An 18,980-nucleotide genomic window follows, 5' to 3' on the forward strand; every position below is an offset into this window, starting at 1 on the left:
CGGGGCACGTCGATGACCTCAAAGTCGGTGTCTGACCTGCTCGAAGACCTGACTGTGACCCGGTCGCACTCCCGACCGAAGGTGTCGAATGACAACCCGTACAGCGAGGCGTGGTTCAAGACGTTGAAGTACGCGCCGGTCTTCCCGGACAGGTTCGTGTCCCTGGCCGCCGCACGAGCGTTCATGACCAACTTCGTGACCTGGTACAACAACTGCCACCGGCATTCGGGGATCGGCCTGCACACCCCCGCCGAGGTCCACCACGGCCGTCACCACGCGGTGCGTGCCGGCCGCGTCGACACCCTCGCCGCAGCCCGCAGGACGCACCCGGAACGCTTCGGCACCAGCCGGCTCCTGCCGAAGATCCTCGATCTACCCGACCACGTGTGGATCAACAAGCCAGAGCCGGAACCTCAGGCCGCATAACTCCCGCTGGCCTCAAATCCTTGACACGTTCCGAAGCGGCCGCCCGCCTCGACGCCGCCGCCCGGGAGGCGACCTGGATCCGCAACCAGATCCGCTACTGGCTGCACACGAAACCCGACTCGGCGGAGCTGGACCGGGTGCTCGTCCAGGCGCACGACCTGGTCCTGGCCCTGCAGCAGGACGTCCAGAAGTACCACGCCGAGCTCGGCGTGCACTACGACCACGACGGCTACCAGACGCTCATCAAGGACATCAACTTCGTCCTGTCCGAGGTCAACGACATCCGGCCCGCAGGCAACTACGAAAAGCTGTTGCGGCACCTGCCCGTTGACTGGCGGACGCCGGCGAACAACGGTGGCTGCACCTGGTTCCGCGGAGTCAAGATCGACAAGGCGTTCGTCGTTCTGGACCCCGGCCACTTCGACTGCAAGACGACGAACAGCGGCAACTACTACGGCGTCGGCACGTACTTCTCGCCGCGCCTGGCCACGGCGGTCAAGTACGGCGCCTGCGTCTTCGGCAAGGACCTCAGCCACCTCAACGTGCTGCGGGTCAAGGACCTCTCGAAGCCTCCGAAGCCCGAGGACGACGTCCCCGTGGCGCCGGCGAACAACGGCTTCGTGGGCCTGTGCCAGGTCGGCACCCCCGGCTGGCTGCTGATCGAGGCGGCCTGGGACACAAACACCTGCCTGCGGATCGAGACGGCCCAGCAGCCGTTCCACGAGCTGGCGATCGTCGCGTGGGAGCGGGGCTTCCAGGCACTCGAGTATCTGGAGAGCGGCGAGGGGCACCTCATGGTGGTGCTGATCGACCTGGACGTCAGCTGGCAGGACATCATCCTGCTGTGAGGACCGCGCGGGGGAGGGTGACCGTGACGCTCAGGCCACCCTCCGCCCGCGTGACCGCCGCCACCGCGCCGCCTGCCGCCGTACCGCCTCACGCCTCGCCCGCCCCCGCGCGGACAACTCACCTCCATCGGGATACCTCATTCCATCGATCTACCCCAGCCCGATGGCCAGCAAGCGCGTTGCGATCTGCACCATCGAGTACGAATCACTCGTCACCGACGTCCCTGGCACCTGCGCCGCCGTACTCCGCTTCCTCGGCAAGCCAGCCGGCAACCCACCCCAGCCACGACTGGTCAAACAGGCGGGCGATATCAACCAGCGATTCTCCGAACGATTCCGGCAGGAGTTCGGCCGGTCCCCGGCAGCTCGCGTCTTCCCCGCATCGATGCTCGAACGATTCGGCTTCGCCGGGCACGCCTGATCCTTGATCTCGGAAGCGGGGATCGAGTTCCGGCGCCGGTGGCACGAGCCCGTCCGCGCACGGTGCTCGATCACCAGAGCAGCTACGTGTCGTCCTGCTACTGGCTCGGGAGTGTGTCGCGTGGCCCGTCGACGCGGGATGTCCGCAGCAGCCGGGTTCGCGTCCGCCGCGAGGGTGCAAGAGACGGCCCTCGCGGGCCGGATGCAGTTGCGGAGGCCAGGGCAGTCGGACGCCAGAGTCCGGAGGCTGTGCTCCCAGTCTGCTCCCACTCTCAGAGGCGACAGCGCGAAAGCCCGTCACCGGTTATTCCGGTGACGGGCTGACCACCTGCAAATATCTATGGTGGGCGATACTAGGACCGAACCAGTGACCTCTTCGGTGTGAAGGTGATCTCGTACCCGGTACGTCCCGACCGATATCTACTGATGCCGTCAGGATCGAGGCCGCCACCGTCCGAGGTCGTTCAAGCGGGGTGGATCCCAATCACCTTGCTGACTTCCTGCTGACTTCGCCGCCCAACCGCACTGTCGACGGCTTGAGGCGATTCAGGTCGGAGAGAAGGCGGGGGCGGTGAGTCCGGCCAGCATGCTCTGGTAGGCGGCGGGATGAACGACCGGGATGCCGTACTGGCGAGCTTTCTTAGCCTTCCCTGACATTGTGTCTGGGTCTGCGGCAATAAGCAGGCGGGTCTTCTTTGTGACATTGTTGCCCACGTCGAGGCCTGCAGCTCTTGCCTCTTCCTCCCACGCCCACCGAGGCGGCTCCATCGCGCCGGTAAAGACAACCACGTCACCTGGTTGGAGCTGCCATGCGCCGGGGCGACGCTGCTGTGGGATGACCGAGGCAGCGGTGGTCAGGGCGTGGTCGACGTCGGATCGTTGAAGGCCGAGCAACCGGGCCACCTGGTCCAGGTCGCTGCGCTCGTTCGGGGTCAAGACGTCGTCTTCGAGCGCGATCCCAGCGAGGCTCGCCAGGTAGGTCCGGTGCAGGTGCTCGATATCGACGCGGGCCAGCCCGAACTCCTCCGCTGTGGCGACAAGCGCGTCGGCCTCCGTGGCAGAGATGTGCCGGTCAAGGAGCGCTTGGTCGAGCAGGTCCATGTAGGCGTCTCCCCGGGGCTCGTGCAGTCGGGGCAGCCGATCGACCAGCCGTGCGAGGAAGTGCTGTTCCCGCTGGCCTGCGGTGCGCCGCTGAACGGCCACCACTGGCTGCGTGGTAATCGGTGGCCACGAGAGCCTTGCGGCGGCCGTTGCTGCATCTGCCCACGGGGGTGGGCTGCCGGCTGCTGTGAGGTAGTAGCTGAGGAGTTGAGCGGCGGCTCGGGCGTCATGCAGGGCCGAGTGCGCCTGGTATGGCGGGAGTCCAGCGGCTCGACAGCAGTCGTGCAGGCTGCGACCGGCCGAGGGCAGGAAGTCTGGGGCCAGCCGCATCGTGCAGAGGCCAGCGGCCTGGTCGATGGGTGCATAGATCCCGGCGCGTTGGTACTCGGCGTGCAGGAACAGGCCGTCGAACGTCAGGTTGTGGGCGACCAAGACCCTGCCGCGCAGCATGCCGGCGAGGTGGCCAGCAACCTGATCGAAGCGGGGTGCCTGCCGCGCCTCGGCAGCCGAGATGCCGTGGATGGCCTGCGGCCCGAGGTCGCGGTCTGGGTTGACCAGGCTGCACCACTCGTCGGTAACGCGGCCGTTCTCGTCGACGTGGACAACCGCCACCTCGACGATTCGGTCGTGCCAGCTGGTGCGAAGACCCGTGGTTTCGAGGTCGATGACTGCGTACACGTGGCTCCCCTACGCCGAGACCAAAGAGTCGCTGGGCACTGCCTGGCGCAGTCGCGCCAGCCATCGCGGCGGCAGCGGCTGCGGGTCGCCCAGCGAGCGCAGGCAGACCCGGCGGTACCGCGCCTGTTCTGTGTCCTGCCACAGTTGTGCGGTACTGGCGACGGCGGCGGTCAGCGCCAGAGCCGTCGCCGCAACCGGTGACGCAGCCGTGGAGTGGGCCCGAGCAGCCCATCCGGCGAGGTCCTGCTGGTCTGGCAGCTCGGTAGGCCAAACCAACGGAGCGATCTTCGACTTGGTGTCCGCCTTGTATCGTTCGACCGCAGCCGCATAGGTGGACCGATGTTCGCTGATCTCTGTCAGCAGCTCAGGGATCGTGACGATGTTGCCCTGGAGGGCGGTGAGCAGTTCGGCCGGCAAGACCTCGGCGACCCTGGCCAGGGCTGCTGTGGGTGCCTCTCGGTTCCAGTCGACCAGGCATCGATCCTGCAACATCGACATGATCCGACGCAGTTGCTCAGGATCCCGTTCGACATCGTCGAAATGAACAACCCACGCGCCACCTGCGCGGCCGGTCGGGCTGAGCCGCCACACGGCCAACGCGTCGTCGCCGTCGCTGTCAGGGCCGACGGCCAGAACGCCGTGGCCCCGCGCGCCGGGCACGTAGTCGACCGGTGTGAACAGCTCGTTTTCAGATGCCTCCACGCAGAAGCTCCTTGCAGTTCCTCAATTATTGACAGCGAGATGATCACCGTAACCAGCGTCGGTGACCTACAGGGTCGGTCATCTGGGCTGTCTAGCTGTCTGGAACGCGACTCACGCTCGCAGTGCTGTGCAATCTAGACATCCCTTGCCGTCTGAAGATTCCGCGCAGGCTACGCCATTGATCGACATGCCTGCACGGATAGCTGTACAGCCAGCGGCCTCCTCGTTCCGACGTACGGCACCGCTGATCCGTCCGCAGTGACGTAGGCGACGCTGACGTGTGGGCGAGACCGTCCGTGTTCTCGGCGACCTGGTCCTCACCAAGCACCCGGCCGATGGCCGGGCGGGTCAGGCGGCGTAGCTCGCGAATCGGTTCCGCTGGCTCGGCCGGCATGACAATCGCTTCGTCCGCCACGACGACCGGTCCGAACTCCACGCCGAAGGCCGGAACGCCCGCGAGCAGGGACCTGGCCTCCGCAGCGATCCTGCCGCGGTCGCGCACGTGGCGAAGATGGCGCCGGGCGGGCTGCGCTTTCACGACCCGCGGCACTCGTACGCCACCGAGCTGGTGATAAGCGGCGTGCCGGTCAACGACGTCCAGGCCGTGATGGGCCACGAGAAATCGTCGACCACCTGAACCTATACACCCACCGCTCCGACGGGCTGGATCAACGCATCCGCGACGCGTTCGCTGACGACCCCGCTGACGCCCAACGACAACTGACGATGGAATCAGCAAGAGCCACCCTCTTCCGAGGGTGGCTCTTCTGCGTTACTTCGATGGTGGGCGATACTGGGATCGAACCAGTGACCTCTTCGGTGTGAAACAGGACGCCGCACCGACTCTGACCTGCGGCAACGTGGAGCCGCAGGCTAGGGTGGGTGCAGCTGAGCGCCGTTAAATGCTGTTGGACGCAGTTCAAGGCTGTTGAGGGCACCCTGCTGCTCCCAACCTGCTCCCCCCAAACCGGGCTCGCACCGGGCCGCCGGCCACCGGCCGCCGGTCCATCGTGAACTGCCGGCCAGTGCTTTGGTTGGCACCAGTGCTGGCTCCCGTAGCCGCTTCGGTCGATCGGGGAGCTCGCCCACGATCGCCGCGCCTCGTCAGCGGCATGTGAGTGCCCTTTCGCCTCGATCGTGTCTCGCAACCCAAGGTGTCGTACAGCTGGTCGATCACCCCGTGCCGCCGGATGAGCTGCAAGGTGCTGGTCGCCTTGGCGTACGCGGTCTGTTTCGCCTCCAGCAGCCGCTTGCGACGCTCGTTCCGAACGGTGACCGAGGCGGCGAGCAGCGCGGCGGCCAGTGTGGCGGTCGCGGTGACCAGTGGTACCTGGAGTGCGATCAAAGGTCGAGTGCCCCGCCACGGGGCAGGAGAGCCGGCGGCCGAGTAACCGAGAGCGCCACTGTGGCCCTCGACCGGTTTCAGGGAGCGGCGAGGCTGCGTCCCGATGGCCGATCGGCGGTCGTGGAAGGGCGCCCGCAGCCACCCGGAACGCGAGGAAGTGCTGTCACTCGTCTTTCCCGCGGTCGACCCGCGTGTACCTGGATGGTGTGCGAACCCTCCTCTTCCCCAGCCAGGTGACGGTCACATGACGCAGGAGCGCGGCCGACGAGCCGCGCCCCTGCCCTGTCACCGGCGCTCGGCTCTGGCCGCGTACCGGCGAACCCAGTCGACGAACGACGACTGGGGGTCGTCCAAGCGGCTCAGCACGTCGTCCAGCTCGGCACTGGGACCCTCATCGGCAAGCACGACGGCAAGCGCTGCGTCGCGGGGGCAGCTACCCGGCAGCGGGGCACCTGACCGGAGCCGTTCTCTGAGGACGTCGCGATCCAATAGCGGTGTGAATTCCGCGATCTTCTCCGCCAACAGGTTACGCAGCGTCGACCCCTTCTCGGCCACCGCCTGAGGAGAATCGATCCACCACCGATCGTGATCACCGGAGTCGATCCCCGCGGGAACCCTGCCACTCATCAGGATGTGGAGCATCTCCTCACGCGGCAACGTCCAGAGCGAATTCGGCTTGGCCAACCGGGTGCTGATCAAGCCCTCCGCGACATCCGGTGGCTCGGCGTCGGCTGACGTGGAATCGCTACGCATCCACAGCAACCACGGCTGCGGCACGACGGCCACGTTGACGAAGAAGGCGTACGCGTTCCTGGTTGACGACGTGGATCGCTGGAACTCAACAATGAGAGCATCGCCGTCGTCTTCGATGCGCCGATAGACGCGTCCCGTCCCCGCCAGGCGGCGCTCCGCCAGGACCGGATCGAGGTACTCCTTGAAAAGCGTCCGGCCTAGATCCCTCGCCAGGTACTCGGTCATCACCCTCCCTCACTCTCGATGCACGGCGGGAACCGCCGCGCCGGCTCTTCTCGAGCGGCGCGGCGGACCTTCCCGAGGACCCTACGATGCGGCGAAGGCCACACCGCCACTCAGAGGATGACGTGATCGGCTGGTGCGAGGCCGTGGCGAACCTGCACGCCAACACCGCCCACGATCCGGGCGACGAGCGGCTGGCATACGACGCGACGGCCAACGTGCGATCGGAATACGGCTACCAGGACGGGGAGTGTGTCGATTTCCGTGGCGGTGGACGCGACGGACAGCTCGTTGAGCGAGTCGGGCGGCCCGGCGAGGACGTCGAGGACGCGTTTCCGGTGACGGGCGGTGTCGTTCTGGCGGGCGCAGGCCAGTGCCGCGGCCGTGGTCATGCAGACGTCCGGACGGTGGGCATGCCGAGCACGACGGCGGGACGGGTGCGGCTGCAGCATGGTGGCGGCCTCCAGAATCTGGGGGATCGTCGTCGATGGGATCGCTAGGTCGATCATCCCAGCCCGGTGTCCCACTCCCGAAGCCGGTAACCGTTTCAGGAGTTGGCCCGCTCATCGCTGCGATGCCCATACCCTGCGCCGCAGATCGCGTCCGCCTCGGCGGACATAAAAGCCTGCGCGAACGTCTTCGCCAGCGCCTGCCACACGTTTTCGATCTGCTCGCGCAGCAGGTCAACGGGGTTCACATTCTCACATGCGACCCATCGCGTCCTCTTCTCCTTCGCTGGCTTGGTCGTCTTCAGGGATCGACGCGATGGCCGTCTCTCATCTACGCAACACGCCCATCACGGGCAAGTCGTATGCCACTCCTATGGACGCAACTCCCGGCTGGACGGCCCGGCTCGCCGATTGAGTTCCCCGCTTTGGTGGAGTGGTGGTTACCTGCTACCGCGTGGCGCAAGGGCGGCAACGGGTAGTTGTCCACATCGGTGTTCCAACGAAGCTGCCGCCCCAGTACGACCGCGCGCCGGAGTGATCCCGGGAGTCCCGGCATGTCCGTCGTGAGCCCTAAGTTGTAAAGGTGACATGAGCCGGACGGTTGCCATGCCAACTTGGCGTCCGTGCGCCATGGAGCTACCTGCTCCCGGTTTGCTCCCAATTTAAGGGGCAAGACGACCGAAGCCCGTTACCGGTGGTTCCAGTAACGGGCTTTCGACCTGCATACATCCATGGTGGGCGATACTGGGATCGAACCAGTGACCTCTTCGGTGTGAACGAAGCGCTCTCCCGCTGAGCTAATCGCCCTCAGCGCCGATGACTCTACCCGATCGAGGGACCGGACCGGAAATCCGGGGTCCACGTGCCGCGCGGCGGCCGGTCGGCCCGGCGAGCGCCGGGTCGGCCGGAGTCAGTGCGTCGCCAGGTAGTGCAGCGCCTCGGCGACCACGTCGATGCCGAAGCTGTACTTCAGCGAGAGCCAGACCACCGAGCCGACGAAGACCAGGCCGACGGAGCCGAGCAGGAAGCGGACGGCCAGCGACCGGTCCTTCACCCACTGCGTCCAGTTGTGCACGTGCCGGCGGGTGAAGCCGAGCAGCCGGCGGGCCCAGTGGAACTCGACGGCCCAGACGCCCAGGCCGGCGATGACCAGCAGCCAGCCCGGTCCGGGCAGCGGGATGAGGGCGATGCCGATGGTGACGACGAGGGCGCCGGCGATGGCGATGAAGATCTTGAGGGTGACCCGTCCGGTGGGGTTGGCCCGGATCAGTTCGAGGGTGGTGCTGAGCCGCTGCCGCCAGCGCGGCCGCTGCCGCCGTTCGGCCAGCATCGTCCGGCCGGCGTCACCCCGCTCGACCTCCGGCCGGCCGGGTCGCTCGTGCTGTTCCATCGGCACCCCGTACCCCCGCTTTTCGGCTGGTCGGGCCGCGACTTTCGGCGGGCCCGGCACTGCCATCGGATCCACTGAGGATCGTTTCATGACCATTTCCTCCCCCAGTGTGGCTCGCGCCCGTCACTGCAACGGCCGACTGGACGTTACCGGAGTAAGTCGACGACTGAACCACCCGATGCCGGGCGGGATCACGCACTGGGCAGAACCGGAAATCCTACATGAATCTTCACATTCACGCGGCCTTTCCGACCCCCTTCCCACCACTGGGTGAAGTCAGCGTATGGCGGAGCGTAGCCAGGAGTAGCACCTGAGTATGGGAAAAGCGGGACACGCGCGTTCCGCAGCGGTGCCGGGGGGAGATCGTCCATGAGTGTCATCCGACCGACGACCGTAGAGGTCGAGACGTCGCTAAGGCTCGTCGCACCTGATGCCACCGCCTTGCCGGTGCGTGCCAGTCTGCGTTACGACCCTGCTGATCCGTATGCGGTCCATGTCCTGTTCCACGCCGAATCCGCCGGCGGCGAGGCGGTCAGCTGGTCGTTCGCCCGGGAACTGCTGGTCACGGGCCTCGACGAGCCGGCCGGCATCGGCGACGTGCGGGTCTGGCCGTGGGCCACCCCGCGCGGGGACTTCGTCGCACTGGCGCTGTCGTCGCCCGACGGCAACGCCCTGTTCGAGGTGCCGCGCAGCGTCCTGGTGCGTTTCCTGCGCCGGACCTACGTCGTCGTTCCGCGCGGCCGCGAGGCCGAGCACCTGGACGTCGACACCGCGGTTACCCGGCTGCTCGCCGGTCGCTGAACCACCGGCCACTCCGGCCGTCCGGAGCCGCGCGGATCTGCCGAGTCCGCGCGGTTCCGGCCTACCAGGGGGTACGCGCACCACCTGCCGCCTCCCGCCGGCTCAGCCGTGGGTGGTGATGCCGCCGTCGACCGGGATCACCGCACCGGTGAGGTACGCCCCGGCGCGCGACGACAGGTAGATCGCCGTGCCGGCCATGTCCTCCGGCCGGCCGATCCGACCCAGCGGCACCTGCCCCTCGATGGCGGCCCGGGACGCGGGGTCCTCCAGCGCGAACGCCATCATCTTGCTCTCGAACGGCCCCGGTGCGATCGCGTTGACGGTGATCCGCTCGCCGGCGAGCTGATGGGCCAGGCTGCGGGTGAGCATGTGCACGGCGGCCTTGGTCGCCGAGTACGCGTACACCTCCATCGTCGGCACGCGGATGCCGTCGATCGAGCCGATGTTGATCACGCGGGCCGGGTCGTCGGCGCTGGCCGACGCGCGCAGCGCGGGCAGCAGCGCCGTGGTGAGCCGGAAGACGGCCTTGACGTTGACGGCCCAGAGCTTGTCGAACGCGCTCTCCGGGTACGACTCCAGCGGCGCACCCCAGGTGGCCCCCGCGTTGTTGACCAGCACGTCGAGCCGGTCGAACCGCTCCCGGACGGCGGCGGCCAGGCCCTCGGCGCCGGTGTCGTGGCCGAGGTCGGCGGGGATGGCCTCGCATCGGCCCTCGGCGGAGAGTTCCCTGGCGACGGCCTCGCAGACGTCCGCCTTGCGGGACGAGATGATCACGTGTGCGCCGGCCCGGACGAAGCCCTGGGCGATCATCAGGCCGATCCCCCGCGAGCCGCCGGTGACCAGGACCGTCTTGCCTTCGACCGAGAACAGATCCGTCATGCCCATCCCATCGCGAGTCGGCCGGGGCCGCCGGGGCGGGGCGGGCCCGACCGGCGCGGACCGGCTCCGGCCGTGCCTCGACCGGACGGCGCTACCGCTCGGTAACGTAGCCCGCCCCCGACGACCTCGACAACCCCCGCCGCCGGTCGTCCCGGCCCGCCCGGGCAACCGTCCGCCGTCCGCCACCCGTCCGCCGCCCGCCGCCCGGCCCGGGCCGGCCGGAACACCCGCCCACCCCGGCGCACCGCTCGCCGGCGGACCGGAGCCGCGGGGCGACCGGCTGCCCGGCCTGGGCAGCGCTTCCGGGATGCGTTGACCGTCGCCGCGGGCTACGGTCGCAGGCGATGGTCTCTTCCGGTCAGCTCTCCCCCGCTCCGCCCGGCAACCCGGCGACCGCCCCCGCCGAGATCGACACGGTGGCCCTCGGTGACCTCGCCCCCGAGCCACGTTGGCGGCGCCCGGTGCTGTTGGACAAGGACCTGCTCGTGCTGACCACGGGCGGACACGGCACGGCCGAGCTGGATTTCCGAGCCCTGCCCTGCCGTCCCGGCACGGTGCTGCGGGTGCGCGCCGGGCAGGTGCTGCGCTGCGCCGGTCCGCAGCTCGACGCGACGGTGGTGCGCTGGGACCCGGCGGCGCTGCGCGGGCTCGACGTCGACCCGGACGCCGTCGGGTCCTGGTTCCAGCTCGCCGGCGAGGACGAGGACGCGGTGATCAACGAGGTGAGCCAGCTGGCGGTGGACTGCCAGCGGCACCGGGGGGTGGCCGCGGCGCGCGGACTGCTCCGCCACCAGCTCGCCGTACTGCTGCTGCGGCTGTCGCTGTTGCCCGAACGCGCCCGCCGGGCGACCCGGGCGGAGGCCGCCACGTTCCACCGGCTCTGCCGTGAGGTCGAACGCGGCTACCAGCACACCCGCCGCGTCGAGGACTACGCCGCCCGGCTGGGCTGCTCGGTGCGTACGCTCACCCGGGCCTGTCTGGCGGTGACCGGGCGCAGCGCCAAGCAGGTGGTCGACGAGCGGGTGGCGCTGCAGGCGAGCCGGCTGCTGGCGGCCACCGACGAGCCGATAGCCCGGATCGGCCGGCGACTGGGCTTCTCCGAGCCGACGAACTTCGGCCGCTTCTTCACCCGCGAGGTCGGGGTGAGCCCGGGCGCCTTCCGCGCGGCCCGCGATCAGCCGGTGCCCGGGCCGCTCGTCCGGCCCCTTTCACCCGCCGAGGCGACCGGCCGCCAGCGCGGGGCATGGTGAGCCCCGCGGAGATGGTCGGTGGCCGGCTGCCCGCCCACGTCCGTAGGTTGACGGCGTCACCCGACGCCTGGGAGCCGCGCTGATGCCCACCCCCGTCCTGCACACCGACCGCCTGCTGCTGGAGCCCTACCGGCCCGACGACGCCGAGGACTTCATCGCCCTGCTCACCGACCCGGAGGTGGGCCGGTTCATGGGCGACGGCCCGCTGAGCGCCGCGGAGGCCGGCGCCCTGTTCGGGCGCGTGTTCACGACGGTCTACGCCGAGGGCCTCTTCGACGTCTGGGCGGTGCGCCGCGACGGCCGCCACGTCGGGCACGCCGAGATCAAGCGGACCGACCAGGTCGACGGACACGAGATCATCTACGCGCTGGCGAAGCCGGCCTGGGGCGCTGGCCTCGGCACCGAGCTGGCCCGGGCGCTGGTCCGCTACGGCTTCGACACCCTCGGTCTGCCCCGCGTGTACGCCACGGTCGCCGACGCCAACCACGCCTCGCTGGCGCTGCTGGGCAAGCTCGGCTTCGTCCACGGGCGCGACATCGCCGAGGACGACGGCAGCGTCACCCGCGTGCTCGTCGTCGACCGCGCCCCCGCCTGACACCGTCGCGCCCGGGGGGGGCCTGCGTGCCGCGTCACTCCGGCGGCTTGCCCGTCGTGGTGTAGCCGCCCCGATGGTGGACCAGGGGGTCGCCGTCCTCGCCGTCGCCGAGCGCGAGCGGCTCGGCCACGAAGAGCGTGTGGTCGCCGGCCGGCACCCGGTGCGCGACGCGGCAGAACAGCCGGGCCAGCACCCCGGACAGCAGCGGCACGTCGTACGGCCCCGGCGTCCAGTGCGGATAGGCGGCGAACCGGTCGATCCCGCCGGTGGCGAAGACCCGGGCGGCCTCCCGCTGGTGGGCGCCGAGCAGGTGCACGGCGACGTACTCGGCCCGGGCGAACACCGGCCAGCTCGACGAGGCGGTCCCGAGGCAGAACGAGACGAGCGGCGGCTCCAGCGACACCGAGGTGAACGACGTGGCGGTGAAGCCGGCCCGGACGGGCTCGCCGGAGCCGCGGCGGGTCGGCCCGTCGGTGCCCGCGGCGGCGGTGGTGACCACGGTGACGGTGGCGGCCTGCCGGCGTAGCAGCGTTCGGAACAGGTCCCGGTCCACCGGCAGCAGATCGGTGGCCTCCGACCGGGACCACTCCACCGTGGTCACGCCGGCACCCGCGCCGGACGGGCGCCGGTGGCGCGGGGCAGCCCTGCGTCGACGGGCGGGCCAGCCGCGTGGAGAGGAGCATCCCGCTGCGTCATCGCCCCATGCTGCCGCCGGCCGCAGCCCCGGTCAATGCCCCTATCGGGGCGGGATCTACGTCGACCGGCACCGTCGCGGACCCCTATGCCGGTGGCCGGGCTCGCCTGGCCTCCGTCGGAACGGACAGGGGCCGCCAGTTCCCTCGGATGATCCACGTGCGACGGGCGCGGGTTTCCCGATTCGGCCATCCGGGAATGTTCGGGTCCGACAGGGCAGGGAAGGGAATCGAAGGGAGCTTGACGATGGGTCTGATGTTCCGCAAGCGCAAGAAGTACGGCCCGATCATCCTGAACTTCACCGAGAACGGGTTCTCGTCCTGGAGCATCAAGATCGGTCGTTGGTCCTGGAACTCGCGGGCCAAGGCGCACCGCGTGGATCTGCCGGGCCCGCTGTCCTGGAAGCAGGACAAGTCCCGGGCGTGAGGTCCCGAGGTCGAGCGGGGTGCCGGTGATTCACCGGCACCCCGCTCGGCGTCCGGTCAGGAGGCCGTCGCTCCGCCACGGGCGGAGATGACCACGTCGCCGCCGAGCCGGCCGTGCTCCGGGTCGCGGGTGGCCTCCCCCGCGTCGAGCAGCCCGGTCAGCGCGCGGACGGCGTCACCGGAGCGGTAGGCGGTCGCGGTGAGGGCGTGCCGGCGCAGCTCGGTGACCGTACGCGGGCCACGGCGCTCCAGCTCGGCCAACAGCTCGTCGCGCAGCGGGCCGCCTTCGGGGGCCGGAACGACGTCGAGCAGCCCGCCGGCCGGGTCGCGGTAGCGCACACCTTCGGCACCGTCGAGCGCCCAGAGCGCCTCCTTGAACGCCTCCAGGCTCTTGTCCGACCCGGTCGCGAAGGCGAACAGGCGTGCCGGGGCACCGGTGCCGGGCACCAGCTCCACCTCTGTCGTCAGCGGGAACCCGGCGTCGGCGAGGGCGGCGCGTGCGGGGGTGCCGGCGGCGGTGGCGAGCAGCACGTCCGCCGGTTTGCCGGCTGCCGCGGCGGTCAGCACGGCGGGGTCGGCGGCGTCGTCGTCCACGACGGACAGCAGGGGCGCGCCGGCCGCGCCGGCCGCCTTCACCGCGACCGGCAGCCGGGCCGGGCCGCCGGGCATGAGGTGCACGGCGACGCCCGCCGGCAGTTCCGCCTCCACGGCGCCGAGCCGGGCCGGCAGTTCCTCGGTGCCGTCGGCGAGCACCAGCACGGTGAGCTGTCGACCACGCAGCCGGTCGGCGTGCCGGGCGACCACCCGCAGCGCGGCCTCGGCGGAGTCGGCGTCGCCGTCGGCGTACGCCAGGGCGAGGGTGGCCCGGCGGGCGCGGTGCAGCGCTCCCGGCAGCCAGGTCTCCAGGTGTCGGACGAGCAGCTCGCGCAGGACGGCGTCGGTCGGCATGCTGCCGTTCTACCGCACGTCTCCCGGGGCCGGGCACAGCTCCCCCCGACCGGGCGGGGCGTGACCGCCCGGTCGGGCGGGGCCGGGCGTCGTCGGTTCGCCGAACGGGCCGTGACCGGAGCGTCGTCGGTACCCGGCCGGATCGCGACCGGAGCGTCGTCGCCGTCCCCGCCGGGTCAGGCCGGGACGGAGACGCCCACCCCGCCACGGGTCTGGCCGCCGTAGCGTCGGCGCTCGGCGTCCAGGTCGAGCCGGCCGATCCGCTTGCGCGCGGCCAGCACGGCGTCGTCGAGCCGGTCCGCCGGCACCAGCCAGACGATCTCGAACTCCAGCCCGTCCGGGTCCTGGCCGTAGAGGCTCTTGGTGGTGCCGTGGTCGGACGTGCCGACGAGGGCCCCGGCGGCGGCGAGCCGTTGCGCGGTGGCGTCCAGCTCGTCGAGTGTGTCGACCTCCCAGGCCAGGTGGTACAGGCCCACGGTGCCGCGCCCGGCGGTGGAGCGGCCGGCGGCGACGCCGACCTCGAAGAGGCCCAGGTCGTGGTCGTTGGTGGAGCCGGGTGCCTGGAGGAAGGCGGCGCCCCGGAATCCGTCCGGCGTCATCGGGATCGGCCGGAAGCCCAGCAGGTCACGGTAGAAGTCGACGCTGCGGGCGAGGTCGCTGACGTAGAGCACGGCGTGGTTGAGGCGGTGGATTCCCATGCCACCGACGGTAGCGCGGCTTTGTTGAACGTTCAATTATGTGACCCTACGATGGTGGTCATGACCCGCTGGCTGAACCCCGACGAGCAACGCACCTGGCGCGCGTACCTGACCGCCTCCCGGGCGCTGATGGAGACGCTGGACCGGGAACTGCAACGCGACGCCGGGATGCCGCACGCGTACTACGAGATCCTGGTCCGGCTCTCCGAGGCGCCACAGCGGCAGTTGCGGATGAGCGACCTGGCCCAGGCCAGCGGCTCCTCGCGCAGCCGGCTCTCGCACGCCGTGGCCCGGCTCGAGGCGGCCGGCTGGGTCCGCCGCGAGGAGTGCCCCACCGACCGGCGCGGGCAGATCGCGACCCTCACCGATGAGGGATTCGTCACCCTCGCCGCCGCCGCGCCCGGCCACGTCGAGGGGGTACGCCGACACCTGTTCGACGCGTTGACCCCGGCCCAGGTGGACCAGCTGCGCCGGATCAGCGAGACGCTCACCGCACACCTGACCGGTTCTTGACCAATACACTCCCACCCGGGTCTTGTACTTACCGTCGTCGGATGAGCACGATGGGGCGTGCCTTCCGGCTTCGGTGATCTGACTGACCAGGCGCACCACCTGGTGTCCGCCGGCGACCTCGCCGGTGCCCAACGGCTGCTCGCCGACGCGCTGACCGACGCCGATCCGCGTCCGGCCAACGCCACGCCCGAGCTGGCCGAGGCCGCCAGCCTCCAGGCCCGCGTGCTGGTCGCCCTCGGCGAGCCGCACTCGGCCCGGGGCTGGGCCGCGTTCGCGTACGCGGCCACGACCCGGTTGCACGGGCGCTCCGACCAGCGCACGGTCGCCGCCGCGGCCACCCTCGCGGCGGTGCTGCACCGGGTCGGCAGCTGGTCCCGCGCCGCCCGGCTCTACCAGGAAGTGATCATCGAGCTGACCGCGCTCGACGGCCCCGAGTCGCTGCGGGTGCTCGCCGCCCACGCCGACCTGGCCACCGTGGAGTACGCGCGCGGCCAGTGCCAGGTGGCCCGCGACCGGTTGCAGGACGCCTGGGAGCTGCACCGCGAGGTCTACGGCGACGGGCACCCCAGCGGCATCAAGATGCTGGCCCGGCTCGGAGCGATGCGACGCGACTGCGGGCAGTTCGCCGAGGCGCACGACAACCTGGCGCTGGCCCGGGAGCTGTGCCGGCAGCACCTGCCGGCGGACGATCCGCTGGCGGCGCAGGTCGCGGGGCTGGCCCGGGCGGCGGCCAACCCGGACCACGTCTGCGCCGACACCGCACCCGTCGGGCGGGACGGCCCGATCGTGCCGTCCGCGCGCACCCCGCCCCCGGGCGACGCGCCGTCGACGGCGCAGCACCCCTCGCAGCCGGGCTACCGTCCGGCGGAGCCGGAGCCGTACGCCGCGCCGTCGCACCCGGTGCCGGCGCCCCGGCAGCCGACGGAGGACCCGCCGCCCGGCTGGTGGCCGCCCGAGGCCGACGCCGGAGACGGGCCGGCCGACAGCGCCGTGCCGCCGGCCGTCGTACCCCTGGCGGGCGGCACCACCGCCGAGGCGGCCGACGGGGTGCACCGGGTCCGTCAGCCCGACGCGCCCGAGCAGCCCTACCAGCCGTCGCGGCTGCTGCCGGTGCCGGTGCACCGCGCGCCGTCCCGGCGCGCCAACCGGCTGCTGCCGCTCGTCGTCGGTGGCGTCGCGGTCGTGCTGCTGGGCACGGCCGCGGTGATCGCCGGGGTGGCCGCGATGGACGGGGACCCCGACCCGGCGCCCCCGGCCGCCACCGGCGCGTCGGCCTCCGCGCCGGCCGGCACGGGCACGCCGCCCGCCGCCGGTCCGACGGCCGGGGCCCCGGCCTCCCCCGGCAGCCCGCCCGGTGCGGTGACGCTGCGGGACAACCGCGACAACGTGGCCCTGCGTTGGACGTACCCGGCCGGTGGGGAGGGCCCGGTGGTCATCTCGGGCGGCCGGGCCGGCCAGGCACAGACGGCCTTCGCCAACCTGCCCGCCGGCACCACCGCCTTCGTCGTCTACGGCCTGAACCGCAGCACCGACTACTGCTTCACCGTCGCGGTCGTGTGGTCGACCGACACGATCGCCCGCGCGCAGCAGGTCTGCACCCGCCGCGGCTGACGCTCCGACGTCAGGGGCGCTCCGGGTCGGGCAGGGCCGGCAGCAGCAGCCGCACCCGCAGCCCTGGCCCGGCGGCCCGGCCGGGGTCAGCGTCGGTCAGCTCGATGCCACCGCCGGCCCGACGGACCAGTTCGCGCACGATGGCCAGGCCGAGGCCGGCGCCGCCGTCGTCGCGGGCGCGGGCGTCGTCGAGCCGGGTGAACCGGCCGAAGACCCGCTCCCGGTCCGCCGCCGGGATCCCCGGCCCGTCGTCGGTCACCGTCACCAGGTGGTACGCCGCCGCGTCAGCACCGCCGCCCCCCGCTCCCCGGCCGGCGGTCCTCCCGTCGCCCGCCGCCCGGCCGACCGTCCCGCCGTCGCCCTGGCCCCCGCTGGCGGTCCCCGCGTCGCCGCCCTCCCGGTCGACGGACGGCCCGGCGGCCAGCACCACCTCCCGGTGGGCGTGCCGGACGGCGTTGTCGACCAGGTTGGTCAGGATCCGGCGCAGCTCGTCGGGGTCGCCCTCGGTCCACAGCGGCGTCGCCGGCGCGTCGAGGCGCACCGGCGGCGACGGGTGGCGGGCGGCCACCGCCGCCAGCAGGGCCCCCAGCTCGACCGGCCCGGTGGCCCGCGCCGGCGGCCGCTCGTCGAGCCGGGCCAGCAGCAGCAGGTCGTCGACGAGCCGGCCGAGCCGCTCGGTGTCGGCGAGCAGGTTCGCCGACACCACCGTCCAGTCCGTCCGGTCGGCCAGCCGCCGGGCGACCTCCAACTCGGTACGGATGTTCGTCAGCGGGCTGCGCAGCTCGTGCGCGGCGTCGGCGACGAACGCCCGTTGCCGGTCCCGGGCGGACTCCAGCCGGCCCAGCATGCCGTTGAGCGTGACCGCCAGCCGGTGGATCTCGTCCCGCGACGCCGGTACGGGCAGCCGCCCGCCCCCGTCCCGCCCGGTGATCTCCTCGGCGCCCCGGCGCAACGCCTCCACGGGGCGCAGGGTCGCGCCGACCACCCGCCAGGCCACGGCGGCGAGCACCGCCACCAGCAGCGGGAAGCTCACCAGCAGGATGGTCCGGACGACGCTCGCGCTGTGTCGCACGTCCGCCAGGGACCGGGCCACCAGGACGGTGCGCGGGTCGGCGGCGGTGCCCGCCGGTACGGCCACCACCCGCACCGGCCCGGCCAGGCCGACGCGCTCCCCCGACACCGTCAGCCGCTGCCGCACACCCGCGTCGACACGCTCCGGCGCCACCATGGGCACCAGCCGGTCGGCGTCGATCGAGGCGGCGCGCACCCGGCCGGCGGCGTCGATCACCTGCACCCGCACCTGCCCGCCGGCCACCGGCAGCGGGTCGGGCAGGACCTCCTCGGCGGCGAGCAGCGCGACCGCGTCGGCGGTGCGGAACGCCTCGGTGTCCACGGCGCGTTGCAGGGCCCAGCCCAGCACGGCGAGCAGGACGAGCCCCCCGACGGCCAGCCCGCCCGACACGCCGAGCACGCCGACCGCCATCAGCCGCCCGCGCAGCCCGAGCGCGAGGCGCAGGCGCCCGCTCACCCCCCGCGTCACTGGGCCAGCCGGTAGCCGGCGCCCCGGACCGTCTCCAGGCGCTCCCGGCCGATCTTGCGTCGCAGGTACCCGACGTAGACCTCGACCGCGTTGGGCGCCGTCTCGACGCCGGCGTCCCAGACGTGGTCCAGCAGCTCGGTCTTGGAGACCACCTCGCCCGCGCGGCGCATGAGGTAGTCGAGCAACGCGAACTCCCGGCTGGTCAGTGCGACCTCGGCGTCGGCGCGGGTCACCCGCCGCCGGGCCGGGTCGAGCCGGAGGTCGCCGACCGCGAGCACCGCCGGGCGTTCGGGGGCGCCCCGGCGCAGCAGGGCCCGCAGCCGGGCCAGCAGCACCACGTACGAGAAGGGCTTGGTGAGGTAGTCGTCGGCCCCGCAGTCGAGCCCGTCGGCCTGGTCGTACTCGCCGTCCTTGGCCGAGAGCATGAGCACCGGGAGCCAGTGCTCCTCGGCGCGCAGCCGGCGCACCAGCTCGTAGCCGGAGAGGCCGGGCAGCATCACGTCGAGGATCATCGCGTCGTACCCGCCGTGCCGTGCCGCGTCGAGCCCCTCCGGGCCGGTCGCCGCCACGTCCACCGCGAACCCCTCGGCCTGCAACCCCCGTTGCAGGGCGGACGCCAGCCGCGTCTCGTCCTCCACCACCAGCAACCGCACGCCTCAAGGGTGCCACCCGGGCGCATGGGGTCGTACGGCC

The 18,980-nt window shown here is 71.6% G+C and carries 21 protein-coding genes, 1 tRNA gene and 1 pseudogene; 10 read left to right on the plus strand and 13 right to left on the minus strand.

Going from position 1 to position 18,980, the window contains the following annotated elements:
* The 3 genes from KBX06_RS10100 to KBX06_RS10110 form a co-directional block, all read left to right on the plus strand.
* The coding region (locus tag KBX06_RS10100; RefSeq protein ID WP_210834217.1) for an integrase core domain-containing protein at window positions 1–426 on the plus strand (426 nt) is incomplete at its 5' end.
* Window positions 427–446: 20 nt separating this feature from the next.
* Complete coding sequence (locus KBX06_RS10105) at window positions 447–1,274, plus strand: hypothetical protein (protein ID WP_210834218.1); 828 nt, start codon at window positions 447–449, stop codon at window positions 1,272–1,274.
* Window positions 1,275–1,437: 163 nt separating this feature from the next.
* Window positions 1,438–1,695: a hypothetical protein gene (locus tag KBX06_RS10110; protein WP_210834219.1), complete on the plus strand. Its 258-nt coding sequence runs from the start codon at window positions 1,438–1,440 to the stop codon at window positions 1,693–1,695.
* 545 nt (window positions 1,696–2,240) lie between these two features.
* Here the strand turns inward: KBX06_RS10110 and KBX06_RS10115 are convergent.
* Together KBX06_RS10115 and KBX06_RS10120 are read right to left on the minus strand one after the other, a co-directional pair.
* Entirely contained in the window at window positions 2,241–3,473 is a 1,233-nt protein-coding gene (locus tag KBX06_RS10115; RefSeq protein WP_210834220.1) for an exonuclease domain-containing protein, read from the minus strand.
* A gap of 9 nt (window positions 3,474–3,482) precedes the next feature.
* Entirely contained in the window at window positions 3,483–4,175 is a 693-nt protein-coding gene (locus KBX06_RS10120; protein ID WP_210834221.1) for a DUF6218 family protein, read from the minus strand.
* Window positions 4,176–4,686: 511 nt separating this feature from the next.
* Between KBX06_RS10120 and KBX06_RS27715 the strand changes: the two genes are divergently transcribed.
* Window positions 4,687–4,812 carry a tyrosine-type recombinase/integrase gene (locus tag KBX06_RS27715; protein WP_247685633.1) on the plus strand — a complete coding sequence of 42 codons (126 nt, stop codon included), beginning with the start codon at window positions 4,687–4,689 and terminating at the stop codon, window positions 4,810–4,812.
* Window positions 4,813–5,805: 993 nt separating this feature from the next.
* Here the strand turns inward: KBX06_RS27715 and KBX06_RS10130 are convergent.
* The 5 genes and pseudogenes from KBX06_RS10130 to KBX06_RS10150 form a co-directional block, all read right to left on the minus strand.
* A complete protein-coding gene (locus KBX06_RS10130) occupies window positions 5,806–6,498 on the minus strand; it encodes a DUF4304 domain-containing protein (RefSeq protein WP_210834222.1) in 693 nt (230 codons plus the stop codon).
* A 110-nt stretch (window positions 6,499–6,608) separates the two neighbouring features.
* Window positions 6,609–7,004, minus strand: a complete 396-nt coding sequence (locus KBX06_RS10135) for a hypothetical protein (RefSeq protein ID WP_210834441.1) — start codon at window positions 7,002–7,004, stop codon at window positions 6,609–6,611.
* Window positions 6,984–7,177 (minus strand): annotated as a pseudogene (locus tag KBX06_RS10140) (transposase); the annotation flags it as partial. The pseudogene KBX06_RS10140 and the gene KBX06_RS10135, both read right to left, overlap by 21 nt.
* Before the next feature lie 499 nt (window positions 7,178–7,676).
* Window positions 7,677–7,751, minus strand: a tRNA-Val gene (locus KBX06_RS10145).
* Window positions 7,752–7,854: 103 nt separating this feature from the next.
* Complete coding sequence (locus tag KBX06_RS10150) at window positions 7,855–8,400, minus strand: TIGR02611 family protein (protein ID WP_247685634.1); 546 nt, start codon at window positions 8,398–8,400, stop codon at window positions 7,855–7,857.
* A 303-nt stretch (window positions 8,401–8,703) separates the two neighbouring features.
* On the opposite strand from KBX06_RS10150, the gene KBX06_RS10155 reads away from it, so the two are divergent.
* Complete coding sequence (locus KBX06_RS10155) at window positions 8,704–9,135, plus strand: SsgA family sporulation/cell division regulator (RefSeq protein ID WP_053653619.1); 432 nt, start codon at window positions 8,704–8,706, stop codon at window positions 9,133–9,135.
* A 102-nt stretch (window positions 9,136–9,237) separates the two neighbouring features.
* On the opposite strand, the gene KBX06_RS10160 is transcribed toward KBX06_RS10155, so the two are convergent.
* A complete protein-coding gene (locus tag KBX06_RS10160; RefSeq protein ID WP_210834224.1) occupies window positions 9,238–10,014 on the minus strand; it encodes a glucose 1-dehydrogenase in 777 nt (258 codons plus the stop codon).
* A 344-nt stretch (window positions 10,015–10,358) separates the two neighbouring features.
* Here KBX06_RS10160 and KBX06_RS10165 point away from each other — a divergent pair, with 344 nt between their 5' ends.
* Together KBX06_RS10165 and KBX06_RS10170 are read left to right on the plus strand one after the other, a co-directional pair.
* Window positions 10,359–11,264, plus strand: coding sequence for a helix-turn-helix transcriptional regulator (locus KBX06_RS10165; protein WP_210834225.1), 906 nt, complete (start codon window positions 10,359–10,361; stop codon window positions 11,262–11,264).
* An 82-nt stretch (window positions 11,265–11,346) separates the two neighbouring features.
* Window positions 11,347–11,859, plus strand: a complete 513-nt coding sequence (locus KBX06_RS10170) for a GNAT family N-acetyltransferase (protein ID WP_210834226.1) — start codon at window positions 11,347–11,349, stop codon at window positions 11,857–11,859.
* Between the two features lie 34 nt (window positions 11,860–11,893).
* Here the strand turns inward: KBX06_RS10170 and KBX06_RS10175 are convergent, their stop codons facing one another.
* Window positions 11,894–12,460, minus strand: a complete 567-nt coding sequence (locus tag KBX06_RS10175) for a flavin reductase family protein (RefSeq protein WP_210834227.1) — start codon at window positions 12,458–12,460, stop codon at window positions 11,894–11,896.
* Between the two features lie 338 nt (window positions 12,461–12,798).
* On the opposite strand from KBX06_RS10175, the gene KBX06_RS10180 reads away from it, so the two are divergent.
* Window positions 12,799–12,978 carry a DUF4236 domain-containing protein gene (locus KBX06_RS10180; RefSeq protein WP_007075522.1) on the plus strand — a complete coding sequence of 60 codons (180 nt, stop codon included), beginning with the start codon at window positions 12,799–12,801 and terminating at the stop codon, window positions 12,976–12,978.
* A 56-nt stretch (window positions 12,979–13,034) separates the two neighbouring features.
* On the opposite strand, the gene KBX06_RS10185 is transcribed toward KBX06_RS10180, so the two are convergent.
* Window positions 13,035–13,925, minus strand: a complete 891-nt coding sequence (locus KBX06_RS10185) for a hypothetical protein (protein ID WP_210834228.1) — start codon at window positions 13,923–13,925, stop codon at window positions 13,035–13,037.
* 176 nt (window positions 13,926–14,101) lie between these two features.
* On the minus strand, window positions 14,102–14,623 hold the full coding sequence (locus KBX06_RS10190) for a VOC family protein (RefSeq protein ID WP_210834229.1): 522 nt from the start codon (window positions 14,621–14,623) through the stop codon (window positions 14,102–14,104).
* A gap of 51 nt (window positions 14,624–14,674) precedes the next feature.
* Between KBX06_RS10190 and KBX06_RS10195 the strand changes: the two genes are divergently transcribed.
* A complete protein-coding gene (locus tag KBX06_RS10195) occupies window positions 14,675–15,136 on the plus strand; it encodes a MarR family winged helix-turn-helix transcriptional regulator (RefSeq protein WP_210834230.1) in 462 nt (153 codons plus the stop codon).
* Between the two features lie 57 nt (window positions 15,137–15,193).
* Window positions 15,194–16,747 (plus strand): tetratricopeptide repeat protein, encoded by a 1,554-nt coding sequence (locus KBX06_RS10200; protein WP_210834231.1) that lies wholly within the window; start codon window positions 15,194–15,196, stop codon window positions 16,745–16,747.
* A gap of 10 nt (window positions 16,748–16,757) precedes the next feature.
* Here the strand turns inward: KBX06_RS10200 and KBX06_RS10205 are convergent, their stop codons facing one another.
* Together KBX06_RS10205 and KBX06_RS10210 are read right to left on the minus strand one after the other, a co-directional pair.
* Window positions 16,758–18,287: an ATP-binding protein gene (locus KBX06_RS10205; protein WP_307854550.1), complete on the minus strand. Its 1,530-nt coding sequence runs from the start codon at window positions 18,285–18,287 to the stop codon at window positions 16,758–16,760.
* Entirely contained in the window at window positions 18,284–18,940 is a 657-nt protein-coding gene (locus KBX06_RS10210) for a response regulator transcription factor (RefSeq protein ID WP_210834232.1), read from the minus strand. The genes KBX06_RS10205 and KBX06_RS10210 overlap by 4 nt, the downstream gene beginning before the upstream one ends.
* Window positions 18,941–18,980: the final 40 nt, after the last annotated feature.

This window comes from Micromonospora sp. C31 (assembly GCF_018070575.1).
Taxonomy (GTDB): Bacteria; Actinomycetota; Actinomycetes; order Mycobacteriales; family Micromonosporaceae; genus Micromonospora.

Excerpts from the sequence above, each read along its gene's own strand:
- KBX06_RS10110 (WP_210834219.1), top strand. The coding sequence starts at position 1,438 with ATGGCCAGCAAGCGCGTTGCGATCTGCACCATCGAGTACGAATCACTC.
- KBX06_RS27715 (WP_247685633.1), top strand. The coding sequence starts at position 4,687 with ATGGCGCCGGGCGGGCTGCGCTTTCACGACCCGCGGCACTCGTACGCC.
- KBX06_RS10130 (WP_210834222.1), bottom strand. The coding sequence starts at position 6,498 with ATGACCGAGTACCTGGCGAGGGATCTAGGCCGGACGCTTTTCAAGGAG.
- KBX06_RS10135 (WP_210834441.1), bottom strand. The coding sequence starts at position 7,004 with ATGATCGACCTAGCGATCCCATCGACGACGATCCCCCAGATTCTGGAG.
- KBX06_RS10150 (WP_247685634.1), bottom strand. The coding sequence starts at position 8,400 with ATGGCAGTGCCGGGCCCGCCGAAAGTCGCGGCCCGACCAGCCGAAAAG.
- KBX06_RS10155 (WP_053653619.1), top strand. The coding sequence starts at position 8,704 with ATGAGTGTCATCCGACCGACGACCGTAGAGGTCGAGACGTCGCTAAGG.
- KBX06_RS10160 (WP_210834224.1), bottom strand. The coding sequence starts at position 10,014 with ATGACGGATCTGTTCTCGGTCGAAGGCAAGACGGTCCTGGTCACCGGC.
- KBX06_RS10165 (WP_210834225.1), top strand. The coding sequence starts at position 10,359 with ATGGTCTCTTCCGGTCAGCTCTCCCCCGCTCCGCCCGGCAACCCGGCG.
- KBX06_RS10170 (WP_210834226.1), top strand. The coding sequence starts at position 11,347 with ATGCCCACCCCCGTCCTGCACACCGACCGCCTGCTGCTGGAGCCCTAC.
- KBX06_RS10180 (WP_007075522.1), top strand. The coding sequence starts at position 12,799 with ATGGGTCTGATGTTCCGCAAGCGCAAGAAGTACGGCCCGATCATCCTG.
- KBX06_RS10185 (WP_210834228.1), bottom strand. The coding sequence starts at position 13,925 with ATGCCGACCGACGCCGTCCTGCGCGAGCTGCTCGTCCGACACCTGGAG.
- KBX06_RS10190 (WP_210834229.1), bottom strand. The coding sequence starts at position 14,623 with ATGGGAATCCACCGCCTCAACCACGCCGTGCTCTACGTCAGCGACCTC.
- KBX06_RS10195 (WP_210834230.1), top strand. The coding sequence starts at position 14,675 with ATGGTGGTCATGACCCGCTGGCTGAACCCCGACGAGCAACGCACCTGG.